Below are 18,121 nucleotides of genomic sequence, written 5' to 3' on the forward strand. Positions count from 1 at the left end.
CATCAGCTGTTCGGTGGTCGGCTTGTCCGCCTGCTCTGCCACGGCCTGCGCGACCGTGACGGCCTGCGTGGGGGTGGGGTCGGCGGCCAGGGCGGTGCTGGTCGGGCCGGCCAGACCGGCGGCCATCGCGATACCGGCGGTGGCGAGCAGGGCCTTACGGGTGTACGTGGCGAAGACAGTCATGATCGGGGGTGTCCTTTGTTCGAGGGGGATGGTGACAACCCGAACGGGGTGTGTTCGGACTGCCGCCCTCACGCATGCCTCTCACGCGGGGCAAAACCTTCACGGACGTGGCGCGGGGGGTGCTGCTCACGTCCGGACCGGGTGTAACGCACCGCCGGCCCGGGCCATTCCGGCCCGGCGACATCCGGCTGGGGATCTCCGGATCGGGCGGGGGCGCGATCGGGCGGGGCACCGCAGCGGTGCCACCTCGGCCGCGGTCATGTACAACGACCCGCGCCCGCCGGCCATTCCGCCGATCGGCCGCCCGACAGACGTCACCACCGGACGGTAAAGCGCCGAGTGTCCGGATTCGCGGTGCGGAACTGTCGGCCCCCGGTGCGAGACTCGACCGCATGGGCAGCGAGGTGTCGCCGGGTGACATACGGCTGAGAGACGTCGAGGAGGCCGATCTGCCGGTCTTCTTCGAGCAGGAGCACGATCCGGAGGCGACCCGTCGGTCGAACTTTCCGCCCCGCGGGCGGGAGCGGTTCATGACGCACTGGGCCACGCGGGTGCTCGGGGATCCGACCGTGTTCGTTCAGGCGGTGACCGTCGACGGCGAGTTGGCCGGCAACGCCGTCGCCTGGTGGGAAGGGGACCGGCGGTTCATCGGCTACTGGCTCGGCCGACGGTTCTGGGGACGCGGCATAGGCACGCGGGCCCTCACCCTGTTCCTCGCGCGGGAGCGGAACCGCCCGCTCTACGCCGATCCGTACATCGGGAACACCGGGTCGATCCGGCTGCTGGAACGATGTGGCTTCACCCGTACCGGATCGGTGCGGCACGGCGCGGACGAGCACGTGATGCTGGTGCTCGGCGAATGAGCCGGAGACACAAACGTGGGCGCCGTCCGGATGGACGGCGCCCACGTGTGCGCAAGCGTCACTTGGTGACGTCGGTGACGATGTCGGCGGCCATCTTCTCCCACTGCGCGTAGTGGTTCGGGAAGGCCGAGACCTGCACGGTCTGGGCGGCGACGGTCAGGGGCATGTCCTCCCAGCCGTCGACCTGCGTGAGGCCCTTGTAGAACGCCTTCGACGAGTAGTCCGGGTCGGTGATCTGCGCCACCGTGCCCCAACCACTGGACGGTCGCTGCTGGAACAGGCCCTGCGAGTCGTGGTCGTTCCGCTCGCCCAGGTGGCCCAGGTTCTCCAGCTTCGACTCCTGCAACGCGGTCGCGATCGCGATCGTCCACGCCCGCGGCGGCAGGTCCATGTCCTTACCCGCGTCGATGATCTTGCGGGCGTTGTCCATCTGCTCCGCGCTCGGGGTGAAGCTCGACTGGTTCGTCGGCTCGCCCAGCGGCATCAGCTGCTCGACGGTCGGCTTGTCCGCCGTGTCCGGCGCGACGAAGGCCGGCGCGGACTGCACCACCGAGGGTGCGGTCCGCGTGGTCGCCGGGTCGCCGGTGACGGGGCCGGCCAGGCCGGCGGCGAGGGCCAGGCCGGCGGTGGCCAGCAGTGCGGTTCGGGTGTACGTCGCAAACTTCGTCATGGGGGATGTCCTTTGTTCGAGGGGGATGTGTGACGGCCGGGGGACGGCCGTCGCCCACGTCTGCCTCGCACGCGGGGGATCCGCACCGCGCTGGTACACGGGTGCGGACAGGGTGTAACGGATCGGGTCGCGGTGGCATTCCAGCCGACCCGGTTCACGTGCCGGGAGTGTCACCTACGCCGGGGGTCTTCACGTCCCTCCGGCGGGCACTTCACCGGCCGCGGCCATGTGCAACCACCGGCCGTCCCCGCGCATTCCGGCGAGCCGACGGCACGTTGATCTGAGCGGCAGGGACCTTACCGGCGTCGGGAAAGGTCGCTGACGCTCAGATCAACGACCGCCGTAGGTCGCTCAGGTAGCCGGGCCGGACCGGCCGGCCGCGACGAGTTCGCGTACGGCGGGTACGACCTCGGCCGCGTACCGGCGGATCTGGTCCGGGTCGTCGCTGGCGAGGATGTAGGCGCTCATGCCCTGGTCGAGGGTGAGTTCGGCGAGTTGCTCGGCCCACACGGCGGCCGGCCCGCGCAGGAAACCGTTGCCGGTGCCGTCGAAGGAGCCCGCGATGTTGTAGAGGCGGCGTACGTCGGCGGGATTCCGGCCGGCGTTCCGCGCCGCCTCGTCGATGGCGTGGTTGAGCGCGGGCAGCGTCTCGGGGCCGGTGTATGAGCTGCTCGGCAGCCACCCGTCGGCGAGCCGTCCGGTGACGCGCAACATGCGTGGCTTGTACGCCCCGAGCCAGATACCCACGTCGTGGGCGGGTGCCGGGCCGGGGTGGGCGCCGCGTACCCGGTGGTGGGTGCCGTCGAGGCGTACGGTCGGGCCGCCGGCCGCCCACATGGCCCGGATGACGGCGATGCCCTCCTCCAGGGCGGTGACCGCTTCGGCGCCGCCGAGTTTCGGGCCGCCGAGGGCGGCGATGCCGTCCCAGAAGCCACCGGCGCCCAGCCCGAGTTCGACCCGGCCGCCGGTGAGGATGTCGAGGGTGGCGACGCTGCGGGCGAGTACGGCCGGCGGCCGCAGCGGCAGGTTGGCGACGTTGGGGGAGACCCGCAGCGTGGTGGTGCGGGCGGCGATGACCGACAGCAGGGTCCAGGTGTCGAGGAACCTGGCCTGGTAGGGGTGGTCCTGAACGGTGGCGAGGTCGAGCCCGACCTGTTCGGTGAGCCGGGCCAGTTCGACGACCCGTTCGGCGTCCTGGGCGTTCGGGGTGAGGAACGTCCCGAAGAGCAGGTCGTGTCGGTAATCGGTCATCAGGCACCTGCCCCGGCGGTTGCGGACGGTCACCGTGATCGTACGCGTGCCGGCGGCGGCCGGTGGGCATGTGCTGAGTCGGGAATCAAACGTATCTGCCCCGTCCGGGGCCCTCGGGTGATTGGTTGTGGCGACGCGAGCGGCTCCGTGTCGCGGAACCTCTGATCCGGGGAGAGATCGGCATGACCCAGCCAGCCCAGACGACGGATTCACCGGCCCGCGCCAGGGCCCGATTCATCGAGCAGCTCTACGACGAGTTCCGCCGTCGGCAGTGGCATCTCCAGGGGGCCAAGGCGACCTGGGACGAGGCCAAGGACGCGCCGATCCCGCAGATGGGGGTGACCCTTCACCGGGTGACCACCGAGGGCGAGGCCGGTGCGGAACTCGGGCTGAAGAAGGGAAAGCTGGCCGACTTCTACGCCGACTCGGACAACGTGGTCGAGCCGCGCTCGTACGGCTCCGACCGCGAGGGGCAGGCGCTGCGGTGGATCTCGACCCTGGTCTTCAAGTACCTGAACCATCTTGCCCTCAACCCCGTCGAGGTGCAGGCCGCCGTCCACAAGGGAGTGCTTTACATCGCCGCCAACAGCGGGAAGGGCAACACCGAACTGGCCAGGATCGCCGGACGGTACAAGACCTGTACGCAGTTCGTCACCCGGATCCTCGACGAACTGGACCGGTTCGAGCGGGCGGCCGATTCCGCGCTGACGTTCAGCGAGCGCGAGGAGCGGCACCGGGCGAAGCTGCGTCTACGGATCCTCGACGAGTCGACGCGGTGGGACGGGGACTATCCCCTGGTGTGCGAGACCCTCACCGAGCCGGTCGTCGTGTGCGCGGACGGCGAGGACGGACTGCACGCCGAGCGCCGGATCAGCCGGGCGGTGGGGGTCACCCCGACGCACATCGCGGGCGTGAAGCGGCCGTGTGTCGCCTGTTACCTCGACCTGTTCCAGGGGCGGGGGGTGCGCCCCGGGCCGTACTGGCCGAGCGAGGCGGCCAACATCGACATCGAAGAGTACGTCGACCGGGACGTGACGGAGCTGGCCGACCGGATCGAGCGGGCGATTCCGAACACCTACGTGACGCTGTTGTACGCCTGCCCGAACTACATCATGGCGCTGTCCGGCCGGGGTCGCACGAAGGGCCAGGCGCAGAAGTGGAACACGGTCACCGACGAGTACAACTCCGATTCGGACACCGGCGACGACGGCGAACCGCTGGTGACGGAGCGGGAGTTGACCATGGCGCAGGTCAAGCAACTCCGGAAGGAGGCGACGGGCGGGCCCACGAAGCGGAAGGCGGCCGATGACGGCGGCCGTTCGGCGAAGAAGGCCAAGATCGAGCCCGAGTCCGAGAGTGAGTCCGAGGACGAGTCCGAGGATCAGTCCGAGGTCGAGATCGTGACCCCGACCGGGGCCACGAAGCGGAAGCTGAGCAACGACGGCGGCCGGGAGACCAAGAGGCCGCGCAACGGCACGTGAGCCGCGGCCGGCCGGCGTAGTGGTGCCGGCCGGCCGCGCGCCAGGGCACCACGGCGGTCCCGGCCGGCGCGTCACCGGCCGGGACCGCGGGATGCCATCATGGGCCGGACAAAAGGCGACGGAAGGCTCGTGGTCCGGCGATGATGATTCTCATCCACAGTTCGAAGGCGATGCGGGCGGCACCGCGCGACGGCGTACCGCTGGGCACGCCCGCACTGGTGGACCGGGCCGAGGAGTTGGCCGGCTACCTGAAGACCCTGCCCCCGGCACGGCTCGCCGAGGTGATGCAACTGTCGGAGTCGCTGGCGGAGAAGACGCACGAGGTCATCGCCGGATGGGACGCGGTGCCGGACCACCAGTCGCCGGCGGTGCACAGTTTCATCGGCGACATCTACAGCGGCCTGCGGATCGGTGACCTGTCCGACGCCGACCGGGAGTACGCCGACGAGCGGCTGCGGATCCTGTCCGGGCTCTACGGCATCCTGCGCCCGTACGACGGGATCCGCCCCTACCGGCTCGAGATGGGCTACAAGCTGCCCGGGCCGAAGTACGGCAGCCTGTACGACTTCTGGGGCGACGCGGTGGCGCGCTGCGTCCCGGCGACCGGGCTCATCGTCAACCTGGCCGCCGTCGAATACAGCCGGACGGTGACGCCGTACGTCGACGCGGCCCGGCTGGTCACGCCGAAGTTCCTGACCGTCGACCCGAAGTCGGGCGAGCCTAGGTTCGTGACCGTGCACGCGAAGATCGCCCGTGGTGCGTTCGCCCGGTGGCTGGTCACCCGGCGGGTCGACGCGGCGGCCGGGATCGAGGAGTTCGACGAGATCGGCTACCGGTTCGACGCCGGGGCGAGCCGGCCGGGCCAGCCGGTGTTCGTGTGCGAGGAGTTCGGCGGCAAGGGCCTGAGCGTCCGTCTCCAGCCCTGAGCCGTCACCCGGCCGGCTTCCGGTCCGCGGCCGGCTTGCGGTCAGCGGTCGGCTTGCGGTCAGCGGCCGGCTTGCGGTCGGCGGCCGGGGCGGCTGGCCGGACGGCGGCGGGGCGCAGCAGGAACCATGCCTGCACCGCGGTGGCCGCCAGCAGCACCGCGCCGACGGCACTGGTCACCTGCACCCCGAACGTGAACGCGTCCCGGGCGGTGTCGAGCAGGGCCTGACCCGCCGTACCGCCGGTCTCGGCGGCGACCGCGACGGCGCCGCCGATGGTCTCCCGGGCGGTGTCCATCGCCGTCCCGGTGACCCCGGGTACGTCGGGCAGCCGCGCCGCGTAGGTGGTGGCGAGGACGCTGCCGAGTACGGCCACGCCGAGGGCGCCGCCGAGTTCGAACCCGGTCTCGGAGACCGCGGCGGCGGCGCCGGCGCGGGCGGGTGGCACGGCGGAGAGCACGATGCTGTTGGTGAGCGTCATGACCAGGCCGGCGCCGACGTTGGTGATCGCGAACGAGACGGTGACGATCATGGCTCCGTCGAAGTACGGCAGCAGCAGGATGACGGCGAATCCGAGGGCGCAGATGGTGATCCCGGCGCTGATCAGGCGCTGCATGCCGACCCGGCGGGCGGTGGCGGCGGCGGTGAATCCGGCGACGATGGAGAGCAGGGCACCGGGTAGCAGCAGCAGGCCGCCGCGCAGCGGCGAGATGCCGGCGACCGACTGGAGGTACTGCGGAAGGAAGAACATCGCCGCGATCAGCGCGAAGACCACCAGCAGGTTGGTGGCGATGGCGGCGCTGAAGCGACGGATGCGGAAGAGCGAGATGTCGATCATCGGGTCGGCGATGGCGCGCTGGCGGCGCACGAACAGGTAGCCGAACACCAGGCCGACGGCGATCGTGGCGACGGCGACCAGCGGTGACTCCCGCTTGGCGAGGGTCTTGATGCCGTAGACGGTGGGCAGCATGGTGAGCAGCGACAGGGCGGCGCCGGGCAGGTCGAAGCGGCCGGGTGCCGGGTCGCGGGTCTCGGGCACCAGCAGGGGGAGGGCGAGCAGGGCGACGGCAACCACCGGTAGGTTGATCAGGAAGACCGAGCCCCACCAGAAGTGTTCGAGGAGCCAGCCGCCGATCAGCGGGCCGAGGGCGGATCCGGCGCTGAACGCCGATCCCCAGGCGGCGACGGCCAGCAGGCGCTGCCGCTCGTCGGTGAACATGTTGCGCAGCAGCGAGAGCGTGGACGGCATCAGGGTGGCGCCGGCGACGCCGAGCAGGGCGCGGGCGGCGATCAGGGTGGCGGGGTCGGGGGCGTACGCGGCGACCAGCGACGCCACGCCGAACCCGACGGAGCCGATCATCAGCAGCCGGCGGCGGCCGATCCGGTCGCCGAGGTTGCCCATGGTGACCAGCAGGCCGGCGAGGATGAACGAGTAGATGTCGACGATCCACAGCAGTTGGGTGCTGGACGGGTCGAGGTCGGCGCTGAGCTTGGGTACGGCGAAGCCGAGGACCGTCATGTCGACCGAGATCAGCAGGACCGGGAGCATGAGCACGAAGAGTCCGGTCCACTCCCGCCAACCCGCGCCCGCGTCCGTGCTCGTGTCGGCGGCCGGCGTCAGCCTGTCGCGCATTCCTGGAGACTCCGATCCTCCGCGCCGGGGCGGCGCATGTTGATCCTCCGCGCCGGATCGGCGCGTGTTGCTGTACGGTCGTACATGTACGACCGTACAGTAGCGGGGCAGGGGGTGCCGATGAATTCTGGTCGCCGCGCGCGTGACCCGCAGGGTCGCCGGCAGGCCATCCTCGACGCCGCCCTCGAACTCGTGATCGAGGTCGGTATCGCCCGGACCAGCCACCGCGCGATCGCCGAACGGGCCGGCGTACCGCTGGGCTCCACCACCTACTACTTCCCGACCCTGCCCGACCTGGTCGCCGCCGCGCTGGAGCAGGCCGCCGAGCGGGTCCGCCGCGAGATACGCGACCTGGCCGGGAAGATCGGCGACGGGCGGGACCTGGTCGGTGCCCTGGTCTGGATGACCGGGCTGGCCGTGGGGGACCGGAAACGGATGCTGCTGGAGTACGAGCTCTACCTGGCCGCCGTCCGCAACGAGGAGTTGCGCGAGCTGGCCGGGCTGTGGCTGCGGGAGATCCGTACCCTGCTCACGCCGCTGATCGGAGCCGGGCCGGCCGCGGCGGCCGGTGCCCTGCTCGACGGGGTCATCCTCCAGGCGATGGTGACCGGCGCGGCGCCCGATCCCGACATGCTCGAAACCGCCCTGACCGCACTCGTCGGTCGGCCGGCCGAGAAAACCACCCGGAGTGGTGACGTGGTAACCGGCATGCCGGAAATGTGATGATCATGGATATTGACAAGGGCTGAAGTCGGGCGGAAACTTCGGCGCAGCCCCGCTTCGAGCGGGGCCGCGCCGGCAGCACACCGGGGAAAGTCGCTTCCCTCGGCACCGGGCGGGGCTGCCGCACGCCTCTAACCGGAGGAGCCCGCATGAGAAGTCGCGCAAGACGGTCCCGGATGAGCCGCCTGCTGGCACTGCTCACGATCCCCGCCCTGCTGGGCATGGCCGCCCTGCCCAGCCTGGCCACCCCGCCCGGCGCGGACGGGCAGGTCGAGCCCGAGCGCAAGTCCACCTTCGAGCAGAACGGCGTGGCCCTGATGCGGGTCGTCGCCACCGACCAGGCCCAGATCGACCAGCTCAACGCGCTCGGCGTCGACCTCACCGAATACAGCAAGCCGGTGCCCGGCGGCATCGAGGTGCACGCCGTGCTCAGCCCACCGGAGAGCACCGCGCTGCGGGAGATGGGTTTCGACGTACGCGACGCCATCGCCGACCAGACCGACCACGCCGAGAACGTCGCCGACCGGGCGGCGGCGATCGCCTCGGCCGAGGCCGCCGAGGCCGAGACGGACACCCTGACCGTGCTGCGGGCCGAGTGGTTCACCAGCCTCGACGGCAAGCGCTTCCTGTCGTTCGAGGTCAAGTCGAGCGCGACCGACGCCCAGACGGTGCTGACCGCGAGCTGGGACACCGGCAAGGACACCCCGCCCGCCTCCGGCGGCACCGCGACGATGACCCGGTTCAGTGATGCCGGGCAGTACATGTACCACCGGTTCTCCGCACCGCTCGCGCTGAACACCGCGCAACCGGCCCGGGTCACCTTCACCAGCAACCGGGGCGGGACCGCCAAGGCGCCGGTGACGAAGTGGCTCGGCAACCCGCGGCCGGCACCGGGACCGCACTACCTCACCGACTTCATCGACCGCTACATGGACCCGACCGAGATCACCGAGCGGATCGTGTCGCTGTCCGAGGAGTTCCCCAAGATCACGCAGATCATCGACCTGCCGTACCTGACCAACGGCTACCGCCGAAAGGCGCAGGCGCAGTTCGGCTCCGCCACCGACAACACCTTCTACGTCACCACCAAGGCGTGGGGGCACGAGGGCGGCAACGACACCACGATCTCGATGATCGACCCGGGTGCCGCCGGCCAGCCGCTGACCGTCCTCGTCAACGGCCGTACCGTGGTGGTTTCGCTGGCGACCGACGGCTCCGGCGCCGTCACCAGCACCGCCGCCCAGGTCGTCGCCGCCCTCAACGGCGACCAGGCCTCCTCGGCGCTGCTGACCGCCGCCACCTACCGGGGCAACGCCGGCGCCGGCGTGGTGCGCCCGGTCGGCACCAGCCGGCTCAGCGACAACCTGAACGCCCCGGCCCACATCTCCCGCGAGCCGTTCCAGACCAAGGCGCTGCGGATCGGCCGGGCCCGCGACGGCTCCAAGCCCGGCGTCTACCTCTTCTGCCAGCAGCACGCCCGGGAGTGGGTCACCCCGATCACCTGCCTGGAGACCGCCGAGCGGCTGGTGCGCAACTACGAGCTGGACACCAAGACCCGCAACCTGGTCAACGGGCTGGACATCTTCGTCGTACCGGTGATCAACCCCGACGGCGGGCACTACAGCATGTACGACTTCAACGGCCAGCGGAAGAACCTGACCAACCACTGCGACGCCGTCTGGTCCGACCCGGCCCAGCGCAACGCGTGGGGCGTCGACCTCAACCGCAACCAGGACGTCGGCTCGCTGTTCGACGGCTACTCCGGCGCGTCGTCGAGCTGCACCTCCGGCTCGTACGCCGGCCCGTCGGAGCAGTCCGAGCCGGAGGCGAAGAACGAGGACTGGCTGGTCGAAACGTTCCCGAACATCAAGTTCTCCATGAACACCCACTCCTACGGCGGCTACTTCATGTGGGCGCCGGGCGCCTACAAGTCGGCCGGCCGCGAGGTGCTGCCGCGCCCCGACTACGGCACCGAGAACTACTTCTGGAACGCCTCGACGAAGATCCTCAGCGCGGTCCAGGCGTGGCGCGGTACGGCGATCTGGCCCGGACGCACCGGCCCGGTCACCGACGTGCTCTACTCGGCGGCCGGTAACAGCGCCGACGCGCACTGGTACAACCACGACATCATCGCCTGGAACTTCGAGGTCGGCGCCGACGTCTGGGACCCGGCGACCAACCGGTGGCAGCCGGTCGGCTTCCAGCCGGACTTCGCCGAAGGCCACCAGGAGGCGATGGAGTTCGCCAACGGCCAGATCGCGATCCTCGAGGTCGCCAAGCAGTACGCGGCCGACCAGAGCAAGCCGACGTCGGAACTGCTCGTCAAGGGCAAGGGTCCCGGCACCACGACCTTCACCTTCAAGGTCGACGAGCCGGCCAACATCTACTACACGTTGGACGGGTCCGAGCCGACCACCTCCTCGGCGAAGCTCGGCTTCGCCGGCTACCGGGAGGGCGCCGAGCAGATCACCATCAGCGCGAAGACCACGGTGCGCTGGTTCTCGGTCGACATCTCCGGCAACGCCGAGGCGGTGCGGGAGCGGATCCTGAACGTACCGAAGCCCTGATCACCGGATGCGGCCGGCCGGCGGACCACCGGCCGGCCGCACCCCGTTCGGCGTCAGGCCCGCCGCCGGCCGACGAGCCACCAGACCAGCGCGTGCAGGACCACGTTGAGCACCGCCGGGCCGGCGATCGCCAGCAGCCGCAGCGGCGCCGCCACGTCGTCGAAGGCGTACGGGTCGGCGAAGTAGAACAGCGACCAGGGCACCCCGAGGGCGAGCAGCGGCAGGCCGACGAGCCCGGCACCGATGTTGGCGTCCGGACCGCTGTTCGCGTCGAGCACCACGAACGCGAGCACCAGCACGAGCACGACGGCGGCGTGTACGAGCAGGACGATCCGGCCCCGCCTGGAAATAGCCATACCGGCAAACCTAATCAACGCCCGCCGGACCGGATCAGCCCGGGTACTCAGACCGATCGATCCGCCTCGGCCGCCCCGCCCGCGCGGACCTGACCCGCCGGTGCTGCAATGACGTCATGCCCGACAACCGGCTCGCCCGGCGACTCAGCCTGCCCGACGCCGTCGTGATCGGCCTCGGCGCGATGATCGGCGCCGGGGTGTTCGCCGCGTTCGCGCCGGCCGCGGCCGCCGCCGGCGGCTGGCTGCTCGTCGCGCTGGCCCTGGCCGCACTGGTCGCCTACTGCAACGCGGCCTCGTCGGCCCGCCTCGCCGCCCGCTACCCGCTGTCCGGCGGCACCTATGTGTACGGCCGCGAGCGCCTCGGGCCGTTCTGGGGCTACCTGGCCGGCTGGTCCTTCGTCGTCGGCAAGACCGCCTCCTGCGCCGCCATGGCGCTCACCTTCGCCGCCTACGCCGTACCCGGGTTCGAACGGCCGGCCGCCGTCCTCGCCGTACTGGCCGTCACCGCCCTGAACTGGCACGGCGTGCAACGTTCGGTCACCGCGACCCGGATCATCGTGGCCGTCGTGCTGGCCGTGCTGGTCGCGGTCGTGGTCGCCGGCCTGGTCGGAGCCGCCGGCACGCCGGGGCCGGCCGGCGGGGTCCTCGGCTCCGGACCGTTCCCGGCGCTCGGCGTGCTCCAGGCCGCCGGACTGCTGTTCTTCGCGTTCGCCGGCTACGCCCGGATCGCCACGCTCGGCGAGGAGGTCACCGACCCGGCCCGCACCATCCCCCGCGCCGTCGGCACCGCGCTCGGCGTCACCCTCGTCGTCTACACCGCGATCGCGGTCACCCTGTTGCTCGTACTCGGACCCGAGCGCACCGCGGCGGCGGCCGCGCCGCTGGCCGAGGCGGTGACCGTCGCGGGCGCATCCTGGCTGGCCCCGGTCGTCCGGGCCGGTGCCGCGCTCGCCGCCGCAGGCGCCCTGCTGGCCCTGGTGCTCGGCGTCTCCCGGACCGCGTTCGCGATGGCCCGCGACCGGCACCTGCCCGCCGCCCTCGACGCCGTGCACCCGCGCCACGGGGTGCCGCACCACGCCGAACTCGCCGTCGGACTCGTCGTCGCCGTCCTGGTCGCCGTCGTCGACCTGCGCGGCGCGATCGGGTTCTCCTCGTTCGGGGTGCTGCTCTACTACGCCGTCGCGAACGCGTCCGCCTGGACGCTCGGCCGGCGCCGGCTGGTGCCGGCCGTCGGGCTGGTCGGCTGCCTGGTGCTGGCGGTGGCACTGCCGCTGTCGTCGGTGCTGACCGGTGCCGCCGTCGTCGCCGCCGGTGCGCTGCTCTACCTGGTCCGCCGCACCCGTCGCTGAGACCCGGCTCCGGCGCCGGTCAGTCGCGCAGGAACAGGCAGAAGGGATGACCGTCGGGGTCGAGATAGACCCGTACGTCGTCCTGCGGCTGGAAGTCGGCGAGGGTCGCCCCGGCGGCGACCGCGTGCGCGCCGGACCCGTCGAGGTCGTCGACCGCGATGTCGAGGTGGATCATCATCTGCTGGTCGTCGGGGCCGGCCGGCCAGGTCGGCCGCCGGTAGTCGGACTCCGTCTGGAACGACAGTCCCGCCCCGCCCTCGGGGGAGCGCAGCTTGACCCAGTTCGGTTCGAACTGCTCCACCGACCAGCCGAGCAGCCGCTGGTAGAAGGCGGCGAGCGCCTGCGGGTCCGGCGATCCGAGCACGACACCCGACAGAGTCAGGGACGGTACGGCGGTCATGCGCTCCTCCTGGCGGCGGCGGTACCGGGCAGCGTCACCGTACCCGGCGGCGCCACCGTACCCGCGCAACGGGCCGCGCACCCGCCGGAGGCCATTCGAGAGTGGACGGACGGGTGGTCGCCGGGTGGCGACCACCCGATGCGGGTCAGTGCAGCGCGAGCGGCTCGCCGGCGGGCTGGGGCGGGTTGGCGAACGCGTCCTCGGGGATGCCGGTCCACCGGGTGTGGGCCGCCTCGAGGAAGTAGTTCTGGCCCGGATCCCAGGTGTGCCCGCTGTCGCGGCGGTGGTAGACGTAGCCCAGCGGATGCGTCCGGAAGATCACCGCACCGGCCTGCCGCAGCCGCTCCAGCAGCCCGAAGTCGACCGAGCGGGGCACCGGACGCCAGCCGCCGACCGCCTCCAGGTCACCCCTGGCGAGCAGCATCGTGCCACCGGCGACGAGTTCGCCGTCGGCCTCCGACACACCCGACGGCCGCCGTACGGTGATGCCCAGCGTCTCCAGGTGAACGAACTCGCTGCCCTTGCCGACCAGCGTCGCCCCCGAGTACTGCCGGGCCAGGACCAGGTCCCAGACGTGCTCGGTGCCGTAGCTGTCGTCGTCGTCGAACTTGGTGACCAGCGTGCCGTTCGCCCGCCGGGTCGCGGCACCGAGTGCCTCGCCGAAGCTGATCGTGTCCGGCACCTCCAGAACCTCGACCGGCCGGCCGCAGCCGGCGAGCCGGGCCCGGATCTCCGCCGGCAACTCGATCCCGTGCAGGCAGAGGACGATCTCCAGCTCCGGGTAGGTCTGGCCGATGATCGCGTCGAGCGCCCCGGCCAGCATCTCCGGCCGCCGGGTGGCCAGGAGCGCGCTCACCGTCGGCGGGCGGCCGAGTTCGGGGAACCGGCCGGCGGCGATCCGGGGCAGCGCGAAGTCGGTGGCGTGCCCGCGCAGCGCGGCCCGGCGCTGACGTACGCTGCGGGCCTCCATCGCCAGCTCGTCGCCGGCGGGTGCCGGGCCGGTGATGATGTCCCGCAACTCCGGCACGATCAGGTCGGCGACCGGGGCGGGCAGCTTCGGCGCGTGCAGCACGGCGCCCGTCGCGGCGAGCTGGACCAGCAGCGCCGCCGTCTCCACCGGAGCGGTCGCCGGCACCTGCGGGCACTCCACCACACCGACCTGGCGCAGGGTCGCCAACGTCGTCGCGTCCGGCCCGGTGCCGTTCAGCCGGCCACCGAGGCCGCGCCCGGCCGGGCCGAAGTCGAGGCGTACCCGGGGGGCGTCCGGCCGGTTGGCGTCGGCCCGCCGGCCGCGCGGGTTGATCCGGCGTGCGTCGATCAGCACCGCCGCCGGGGCGGTCAGGCCGTGCGGGCCGGTCCGGAAACCGATCCCGTACGGCGGACCGTCGTCGCCGTAGCCGTCGCGGGGTGCCGGACCGCCGTGTTCGAGCACCACGTCATGGGCCCGGATGTCGCTGCTGAGCGGCAGCTCCCGCAGGGCGACCGCCCCCGTCGCCGGCAGGTAGGCCGGTGGCCGGCCGTGGCTGGTCAGGTCGGCGCTGACCGGTGCCGGCAGCGGGCTGGCCGACCCGACGGCCGGCAGCACCGCCCGCAGGATCTCGCGCAGCGGCAGCGCCTGGGCCAGCCGTACGGTGACCGTCGCGGAGCCGCGCCGCAGGCGGGGGAAGGACACCTGGTGGCTGAGCACCCGGGGCAGCGGGCCGATCGCCCCGGACCAGCCCTGCCGGGGCCGGCGCCACCAGGCCACCACGACGGTCACGACCCGGAACGGGGTGACCGCGAACGGGTCGGCGGCCAGTTCCCGCAGCCGGTCGACGGAACCGGCGACGATCAGCACCCGGCGCGAGCCGGGCAGCCGCAGGACCCGCAACCCGACCGTACGGCTGATCCGCTCCTCGCGCTCGGGCGGCGGCGCGCCGAGCAGCCGCCAGCCGGACGGGCCGGCGCCCGGGGATTGGTGATCCGGACCGGACCGGGCGTCTTCCCGCGACATGTCAGCCTGTTCCTCCCGTAGCCACCGCCGGCCGGCGGGTGCCCGGCTGACCGGTCTGCCCGGACATCCGGTTCCGCAACTGCCATGCGGTCATCGACAACTCGAACAGACGATAGGCACCCGCCGCCGCCATCCGCTGCTTGACGCCGTCGTTGCCGGGCGGTATCGGAGCGCCGCCGGTCGGCAGGTGGCGTGCGTACTGCTCGGTCAGGCGCGCGAAGTAGGCCCGGCGCATCGACCGGGGCACCCGGCTCTCGTGGCCGAGCACCTGGAAGCAGTGCCAGATCATCCGCTGGAAGAGTAGCGGACGCAGTGCACCGTATCGGCCGGGGTCGGTGTCGAGGAAGTCGAAGACCCGCGTCCACTGGTCGAAGACCTCGAAGTGCCGCTCGCTGACCGTGAACGTGATCGCGCCGGCGGGCCGCTGCCGGTACGCGTAGCAGTACCGGTCGAGCACGCTGATCCGTTCCGCGGCGAGCATCACCGGCAGCACGAACGCGACGTCCTCGTACCAGCCGGGGCCGAAACGCAGGCCGTACCGGGTCAGGAAGTCCCGGCGGATCACCTTGTTGCAGGCGATCCACAGGATGTCGAGCAGCTTCGGGCGCTGCGCGAAGGTGAACGTCTCGGGCAGGTCGGTGCCGGCGTCGGTGACCGGATGGTGTTCGGCCGGCCGGTCGGGGTAGATCCGGGCGTAGCCGGTGACGAGCAGATCCGGGTCGGTGGCGGTGATCCGCTCGGCGACCGCGTCGAGGGTGCCGTCGGGCAGCCAGTCGTCGCTGTCGACACACCACACGTAGCGACCGGTGGCGTGGTCGATGCCGGTGTTGCGGGCGGCGCCGAGCCCGCCGTTGCGCTCCAGGGTGACGACCTTCAGGTTGCCGTGGCGTTCGGCGTACCAGGCGAGGATCTTCGCGGAGCCGTCGTCGGAGGCGTCGTCGACCGCGATCACCTCCAGTTCGTCCGGCGACCGCTCGGCGAACGACTGGTTGAAGATCGAGTCCAGGCACTGCGCGAGGTAGTCCTCGACCCGGTACACCGGGACGATCAGGCTCAACAGGGGCATGGGCGCCGCCCTCCGGCTGGTGTCGCGTCGGGGTTGTCCCGATCCCGCACGATTGGCGGGCCACGGGGCCGGTCGCCGGACAGCATCCGGGCGGTGGACGACGTGAGCGGTAGCGTCGGCTCAACGCCAGGTGACGACTGGGCGAACCACACATGGCGCTGCTCGTGCTGACGGCCACTCGTGCTGGCGGCCGCGTGTCGGTGGCCGCTCGTGCTGGCGCCGCGTGTGGGTGGCCGCTCGTGCGCCCACCGCGTGTGGGTGGCCGCTCGTGCGCCCACCGCGTGTGGGCGGCCCGGCGGCCGCCCGTGCGCTCGCGCCGTGGGGCGGCCCGTTGTCGATCTGGGCGGCAGAGACCTTACGGGGGCTGGATAAGGTCTCTGTTGCCCAGATCAACATGGCTGCCCGCCGCTTCGGGTGGGGCGCCCGCGCTCGGCGACGGCCTGGTGTACCAGGGCGATGATCCGTTCCGGGTGCCGGAGCACGTCGTCGGCGGTGAATCGCAGCACGAGCCAGCCGCAGGCGCGCAGGTCGTTGAGCCGGGCGACGTCGCGGCGGAACTGGGTGCGTTCCCGGTGGTGGTCGCCCTCGTACTCGATGGCGATCCGCCACCGTGGATAGGCCAGGTCGACGCGTCCGACGAACCGGCCCCGGTGGTCGTGGACCTCGTGCTGGGCGACGGGCGGCGGCAGCCCCCGTCGACCAGGACGAGTCGGAGTCTGGTCTCCATCGGTGACCCGCTGAGCGGCTCGGCGAGGGCGAGCACCTGCCGGAGTTGCCTGATTCCGGGGCAGGGCGGGTGGGCGGCGAGATAGTCGGCGAGGGTGTCGACCCGGACGACCCGCCGGGCGAGCAGCGCGTCGACAGCTACGACCGCCTCGACGCGGGGCAGCAGGCGGCCGAGATCGAACGCCGTGCGGGCCGGCGTGGTGACCGGCAGGTTCGCGAATCCCGTGATGTCGCCAGCGGGCAGGCGGTAGTAGCTGACCACGACGCGTTCCCGCCGACGAGGCCGGTAGGTGCCCGGCAGCACGACCGAAACCGGACTTCGCCGATCAAGGAGCGGCACGCCCCACAGGTAGGCGGCGCTGCGCCCGCCGATGGCCGCGCCCGGTGGCAGGATCAACGCGACCGCGTCGCACCACATCCGGTGGTCGTCGGGTTGGTAGCCGTCGGCGTGGACGTAGACGTCTGGCAGCAGCCGGTGCCAGGACCGCCCGCGTAGCATCCGTTTGGTGAGCAGGCCGCTGGCGATCGCCCGGCTTGCGCGGAAGGGCAGGAAGGCGAGTTCCCTGGGGACCTGAGCGACACGCGGCATCCGGCGAGCATCCCCGTTGGCCCGTTGGCCCGCCGTGCGCCCGGCACCCCGGCGCGGGGCGTGGCTGACACCCTGGCGCGGGCGCGGCCAGCACCCTGGCCCGCCGCGCGGCCGGCACCCCGGCGCGGGCGCCGCCGACGGTTCGGTGGTATGACCAGTGGATGCATGATGATCCGGCGCAACGGCTGGTGGACACCTTTCTCGCGGCCTTCAACACCCCGTCCGGCGACCGGATGGCCGAGTTGCTGGCCGAGGCGTTCACTCGCGACGTCACGTTCTGGGGGCCGTTGGGGCGTACCCAGGGGTTTATGGCGTTGGAGAACTTCGTGACGTATCTGCGTGGCCACGGGCGGGGGCCCGGGCGCATGGTGCGGACCAGCGCGGTCGACGCGCCGGGGGAGTGGGCCAGGTATGCCTGGGCATACCGGGACGCCAGCGGCGCGGTGGTGCTCGACGGCGTCGACATGGTGCACGTACGCGACGGCCGCATCGACCAGTTGGTGGTGTTCAGCGGCCCGTTGGCGGCCCGGCCGGACCCGGACCCGCCGGCGGCCGCCTGACCCGCGTTTCGATGCCGTCGAGGAAGACGGAAAGTCCGATGTGGAACGTCTCGCGGGCTTCCTGCTCCAGGTAGGGCACGGATTCGTCGGCCATCTCGAAGGCCCGCTCCTCGGCGAGCCGGCTGATGGTCGGGAACCGCTCGGCGAAGTCGGGGGTGACCTCGTCGAGCAGGGCCGAGCGGGCGTACCACCACTGGTCGTCGGAGACGCCGGTGACGCCGGGAGCCTGTCGGGTCTCGGCGATCGTCCGGGCCACGCCGCGGACGAAGTGCAGCAGGGAGTTGACGACGCGCATGAGGACGGGGGCCGGCAGGCCGCTGCCGGACAGGATGCGGACGACCGTCTCCAGCATCGTGTACTCGTTCGGTCCGAGCACCGCCCGGGCGTGCGAGATCTGGAGCATCCACGGGTGGCGTAGGTAGAACTCCCAGAGGCTTTCCGACCAGGTGGTCAGGGTGGCCCGCCAGTCGTCGCCGCCGGGCGGGTCGGTCGGTACCTCGGCGAGCACCCGGTCGTACATCAGGTCGACGAGTTCGGCCTTGCCGGGGACGTACGTGTAGAGGGCCATTCCGGTGCGGCCGAGCCGTTCCCCGACCGCGTTCATCGACAGGGCCGCCATTCCCCGGGCGTCGGCCAGTGCGATGGCGGCGTCGACGATCTCGTCGATCGTCAGGCCCGGCCGCCGGCCGGGGCGGGCGGGGGCGGGTTCGGTGCGGTCGGCGCGCCACAACAGGGTCATGGACCGCCGTGCGTCGCCCTGTCCGACGAATACCACCACGCGTTGCTCC

At 71.9% G+C, this 18,121-nt stretch carries 17 protein-coding genes; 7 read left to right on the forward strand and 10 right to left on the reverse strand.

Features of this window, described 5'->3' with window-relative positions:
• On the reverse strand, nucleotides 1-183 hold a 183-nt coding region (locus AB0M79_RS16315), incomplete at its 3' end, for a hypothetical protein (protein WP_364213634.1).
• 392 nt (nucleotides 184-575) lie between these two features.
• Between AB0M79_RS16315 and AB0M79_RS16320 the strand changes: the two genes are divergently transcribed.
• Entirely contained in the window at nucleotides 576-1,046 is a 471-nt protein-coding gene (locus AB0M79_RS16320; protein ID WP_364213637.1) for a GNAT family protein, read from the forward strand.
• A gap of 58 nt (nucleotides 1,047-1,104) precedes the next feature.
• On the opposite strand, the gene AB0M79_RS16325 is transcribed toward AB0M79_RS16320, so the two are convergent.
• The gene (locus tag AB0M79_RS16325) at nucleotides 1,105-1,716 is read right to left on the reverse strand and encodes a hypothetical protein (protein WP_364213640.1); all 612 of its coding nucleotides are present in this window, start codon (nucleotides 1,714-1,716) and stop codon (nucleotides 1,105-1,107) included.
• A 351-nt stretch (nucleotides 1,717-2,067) separates the two neighbouring features.
• A complete protein-coding gene (locus tag AB0M79_RS16330) occupies nucleotides 2,068-2,967 on the reverse strand; it encodes an LLM class flavin-dependent oxidoreductase (RefSeq protein ID WP_364213643.1) in 900 nt (299 codons plus the stop codon).
• Nucleotides 2,968-3,149: 182 nt separating this feature from the next.
• Here AB0M79_RS16330 and AB0M79_RS16335 point away from each other — a divergent pair, with 182 nt between their 5' ends.
• Complete coding sequence (locus AB0M79_RS16335; RefSeq protein WP_364213646.1) at nucleotides 3,150-4,448, forward strand: hypothetical protein; 1,299 nt, start codon at nucleotides 3,150-3,152, stop codon at nucleotides 4,446-4,448.
• A 140-nt stretch (nucleotides 4,449-4,588) separates the two neighbouring features.
• On the forward strand, nucleotides 4,589-5,374 hold the full coding sequence (locus tag AB0M79_RS16340) for a YaaA family protein (protein WP_364213649.1): 786 nt from the start codon (nucleotides 4,589-4,591) through the stop codon (nucleotides 5,372-5,374).
• A 4-nt stretch (nucleotides 5,375-5,378) separates the two neighbouring features.
• On the opposite strand, the gene AB0M79_RS16345 is transcribed toward AB0M79_RS16340, so the two are convergent.
• Nucleotides 5,379-7,004 (reverse strand): MFS transporter, encoded by a 1,626-nt coding sequence (locus AB0M79_RS16345; protein WP_364213652.1) that lies wholly within the window; start codon nucleotides 7,002-7,004, stop codon nucleotides 5,379-5,381.
• Nucleotides 7,005-7,124: 120 nt separating this feature from the next.
• On the opposite strand from AB0M79_RS16345, the gene AB0M79_RS16350 reads away from it, so the two are divergent.
• Both AB0M79_RS16350 and AB0M79_RS16355 read left to right on the forward strand, forming a co-directional pair.
• A complete protein-coding gene (locus AB0M79_RS16350; protein ID WP_364213655.1) occupies nucleotides 7,125-7,727 on the forward strand; it encodes a TetR family transcriptional regulator in 603 nt (200 codons plus the stop codon).
• Between the two features lie 149 nt (nucleotides 7,728-7,876).
• Complete coding sequence (locus AB0M79_RS16355; RefSeq protein ID WP_364213658.1) at nucleotides 7,877-10,294, forward strand: M14 family metallopeptidase; 2,418 nt, start codon at nucleotides 7,877-7,879, stop codon at nucleotides 10,292-10,294.
• Between the two features lie 53 nt (nucleotides 10,295-10,347).
• On the opposite strand, the gene AB0M79_RS16360 is transcribed toward AB0M79_RS16355, so the two are convergent.
• Entirely contained in the window at nucleotides 10,348-10,650 is a 303-nt protein-coding gene (locus AB0M79_RS16360; protein WP_364213661.1) for a hypothetical protein, read from the reverse strand.
• A 116-nt stretch (nucleotides 10,651-10,766) separates the two neighbouring features.
• Here AB0M79_RS16360 and AB0M79_RS16365 point away from each other — a divergent pair, with 116 nt between their 5' ends.
• Nucleotides 10,767-11,999, forward strand: coding sequence for an APC family permease (locus AB0M79_RS16365; protein ID WP_364213664.1), 1,233 nt, complete (start codon nucleotides 10,767-10,769; stop codon nucleotides 11,997-11,999).
• 19 nt (nucleotides 12,000-12,018) lie between these two features.
• On the opposite strand, the gene AB0M79_RS16370 is transcribed toward AB0M79_RS16365, so the two are convergent.
• The 4 genes from AB0M79_RS16370 to AB0M79_RS16385 form a co-directional block, all read right to left on the reverse strand.
• Nucleotides 12,019-12,399 carry a VOC family protein gene (locus AB0M79_RS16370; protein ID WP_364213667.1) on the reverse strand — a complete coding sequence of 127 codons (381 nt, stop codon included), beginning with the start codon at nucleotides 12,397-12,399 and terminating at the stop codon, nucleotides 12,019-12,021.
• Nucleotides 12,400-12,544: 145 nt separating this feature from the next.
• Nucleotides 12,545-14,392, reverse strand: coding sequence for a glycosyltransferase (locus AB0M79_RS16375; protein WP_364213670.1), 1,848 nt, complete (start codon nucleotides 14,390-14,392; stop codon nucleotides 12,545-12,547).
• A 1-nt stretch (nucleotide 14,393) separates the two neighbouring features.
• Entirely contained in the window at nucleotides 14,394-15,458 is a 1,065-nt protein-coding gene (locus AB0M79_RS16380; RefSeq protein ID WP_364213673.1) for a glycosyltransferase family 2 protein, read from the reverse strand.
• A gap of 389 nt (nucleotides 15,459-15,847) precedes the next feature.
• Nucleotides 15,848-16,405, reverse strand: coding sequence for a DUF559 domain-containing protein (locus tag AB0M79_RS16385; protein WP_364214248.1), 558 nt, complete (start codon nucleotides 16,403-16,405; stop codon nucleotides 15,848-15,850).
• Nucleotides 16,406-16,934: 529 nt separating this feature from the next.
• On the opposite strand from AB0M79_RS16385, the gene AB0M79_RS16390 reads away from it, so the two are divergent.
• Nucleotides 16,935-17,333, forward strand: coding sequence for a nuclear transport factor 2 family protein (locus tag AB0M79_RS16390; protein WP_364213676.1), 399 nt, complete (start codon nucleotides 16,935-16,937; stop codon nucleotides 17,331-17,333).
• On the opposite strand, the gene AB0M79_RS16395 is transcribed toward AB0M79_RS16390, so the two are convergent.
• Nucleotides 17,281-18,072: a TetR/AcrR family transcriptional regulator gene (locus AB0M79_RS16395; protein WP_364213679.1), complete on the reverse strand. Its 792-nt coding sequence runs from the start codon at nucleotides 18,070-18,072 to the stop codon at nucleotides 17,281-17,283. The two genes, AB0M79_RS16390 and AB0M79_RS16395, sit on opposite strands and share 53 nt — an antisense overlap.
• Nucleotides 18,073-18,121: the final 49 nt, after the last annotated feature.

The sequence above is a fragment of the Polymorphospora sp. NPDC051019 genome (genome assembly GCF_040683055.1).
Lineage (GTDB): Bacteria > Actinomycetota > Actinomycetes > Mycobacteriales > Micromonosporaceae > Polymorphospora > Polymorphospora lycopeni.

Excerpts from the sequence above, each read along its gene's own strand:
- AB0M79_RS16320 (WP_364213637.1), top strand. The coding sequence starts at position 576 with ATGGGCAGCGAGGTGTCGCCGGGTGACATACGGCTGAGAGACGTCGAG.
- AB0M79_RS16325 (WP_364213640.1), bottom strand. The coding sequence starts at position 1,716 with ATGACGAAGTTTGCGACGTACACCCGAACCGCACTGCTGGCCACCGCC.
- AB0M79_RS16330 (WP_364213643.1), bottom strand. The coding sequence starts at position 2,967 with ATGACCGATTACCGACACGACCTGCTCTTCGGGACGTTCCTCACCCCG.
- AB0M79_RS16335 (WP_364213646.1), top strand. The coding sequence starts at position 3,150 with ATGACCCAGCCAGCCCAGACGACGGATTCACCGGCCCGCGCCAGGGCC.
- AB0M79_RS16340 (WP_364213649.1), top strand. The coding sequence starts at position 4,589 with ATGATGATTCTCATCCACAGTTCGAAGGCGATGCGGGCGGCACCGCGC.
- AB0M79_RS16345 (WP_364213652.1), bottom strand. The coding sequence starts at position 7,004 with ATGCGCGACAGGCTGACGCCGGCCGCCGACACGAGCACGGACGCGGGC.
- AB0M79_RS16350 (WP_364213655.1), top strand. The coding sequence starts at position 7,125 with ATGAATTCTGGTCGCCGCGCGCGTGACCCGCAGGGTCGCCGGCAGGCC.
- AB0M79_RS16355 (WP_364213658.1), top strand. The coding sequence starts at position 7,877 with ATGAGAAGTCGCGCAAGACGGTCCCGGATGAGCCGCCTGCTGGCACTG.
- AB0M79_RS16360 (WP_364213661.1), bottom strand. The coding sequence starts at position 10,650 with ATGGCTATTTCCAGGCGGGGCCGGATCGTCCTGCTCGTACACGCCGCC.
- AB0M79_RS16365 (WP_364213664.1), top strand. The coding sequence starts at position 10,767 with ATGCCCGACAACCGGCTCGCCCGGCGACTCAGCCTGCCCGACGCCGTC.
- AB0M79_RS16370 (WP_364213667.1), bottom strand. The coding sequence starts at position 12,399 with ATGACCGCCGTACCGTCCCTGACTCTGTCGGGTGTCGTGCTCGGATCG.
- AB0M79_RS16375 (WP_364213670.1), bottom strand. The coding sequence starts at position 14,392 with ATGTCGCGGGAAGACGCCCGGTCCGGTCCGGATCACCAATCCCCGGGC.
- AB0M79_RS16380 (WP_364213673.1), bottom strand. The coding sequence starts at position 15,458 with ATGCCCCTGTTGAGCCTGATCGTCCCGGTGTACCGGGTCGAGGACTAC.
- AB0M79_RS16390 (WP_364213676.1), top strand. The coding sequence starts at position 16,935 with ATGCATGATGATCCGGCGCAACGGCTGGTGGACACCTTTCTCGCGGCC.
- AB0M79_RS16395 (WP_364213679.1), bottom strand. The coding sequence starts at position 18,072 with ATGACCCTGTTGTGGCGCGCCGACCGCACCGAACCCGCCCCCGCCCGC.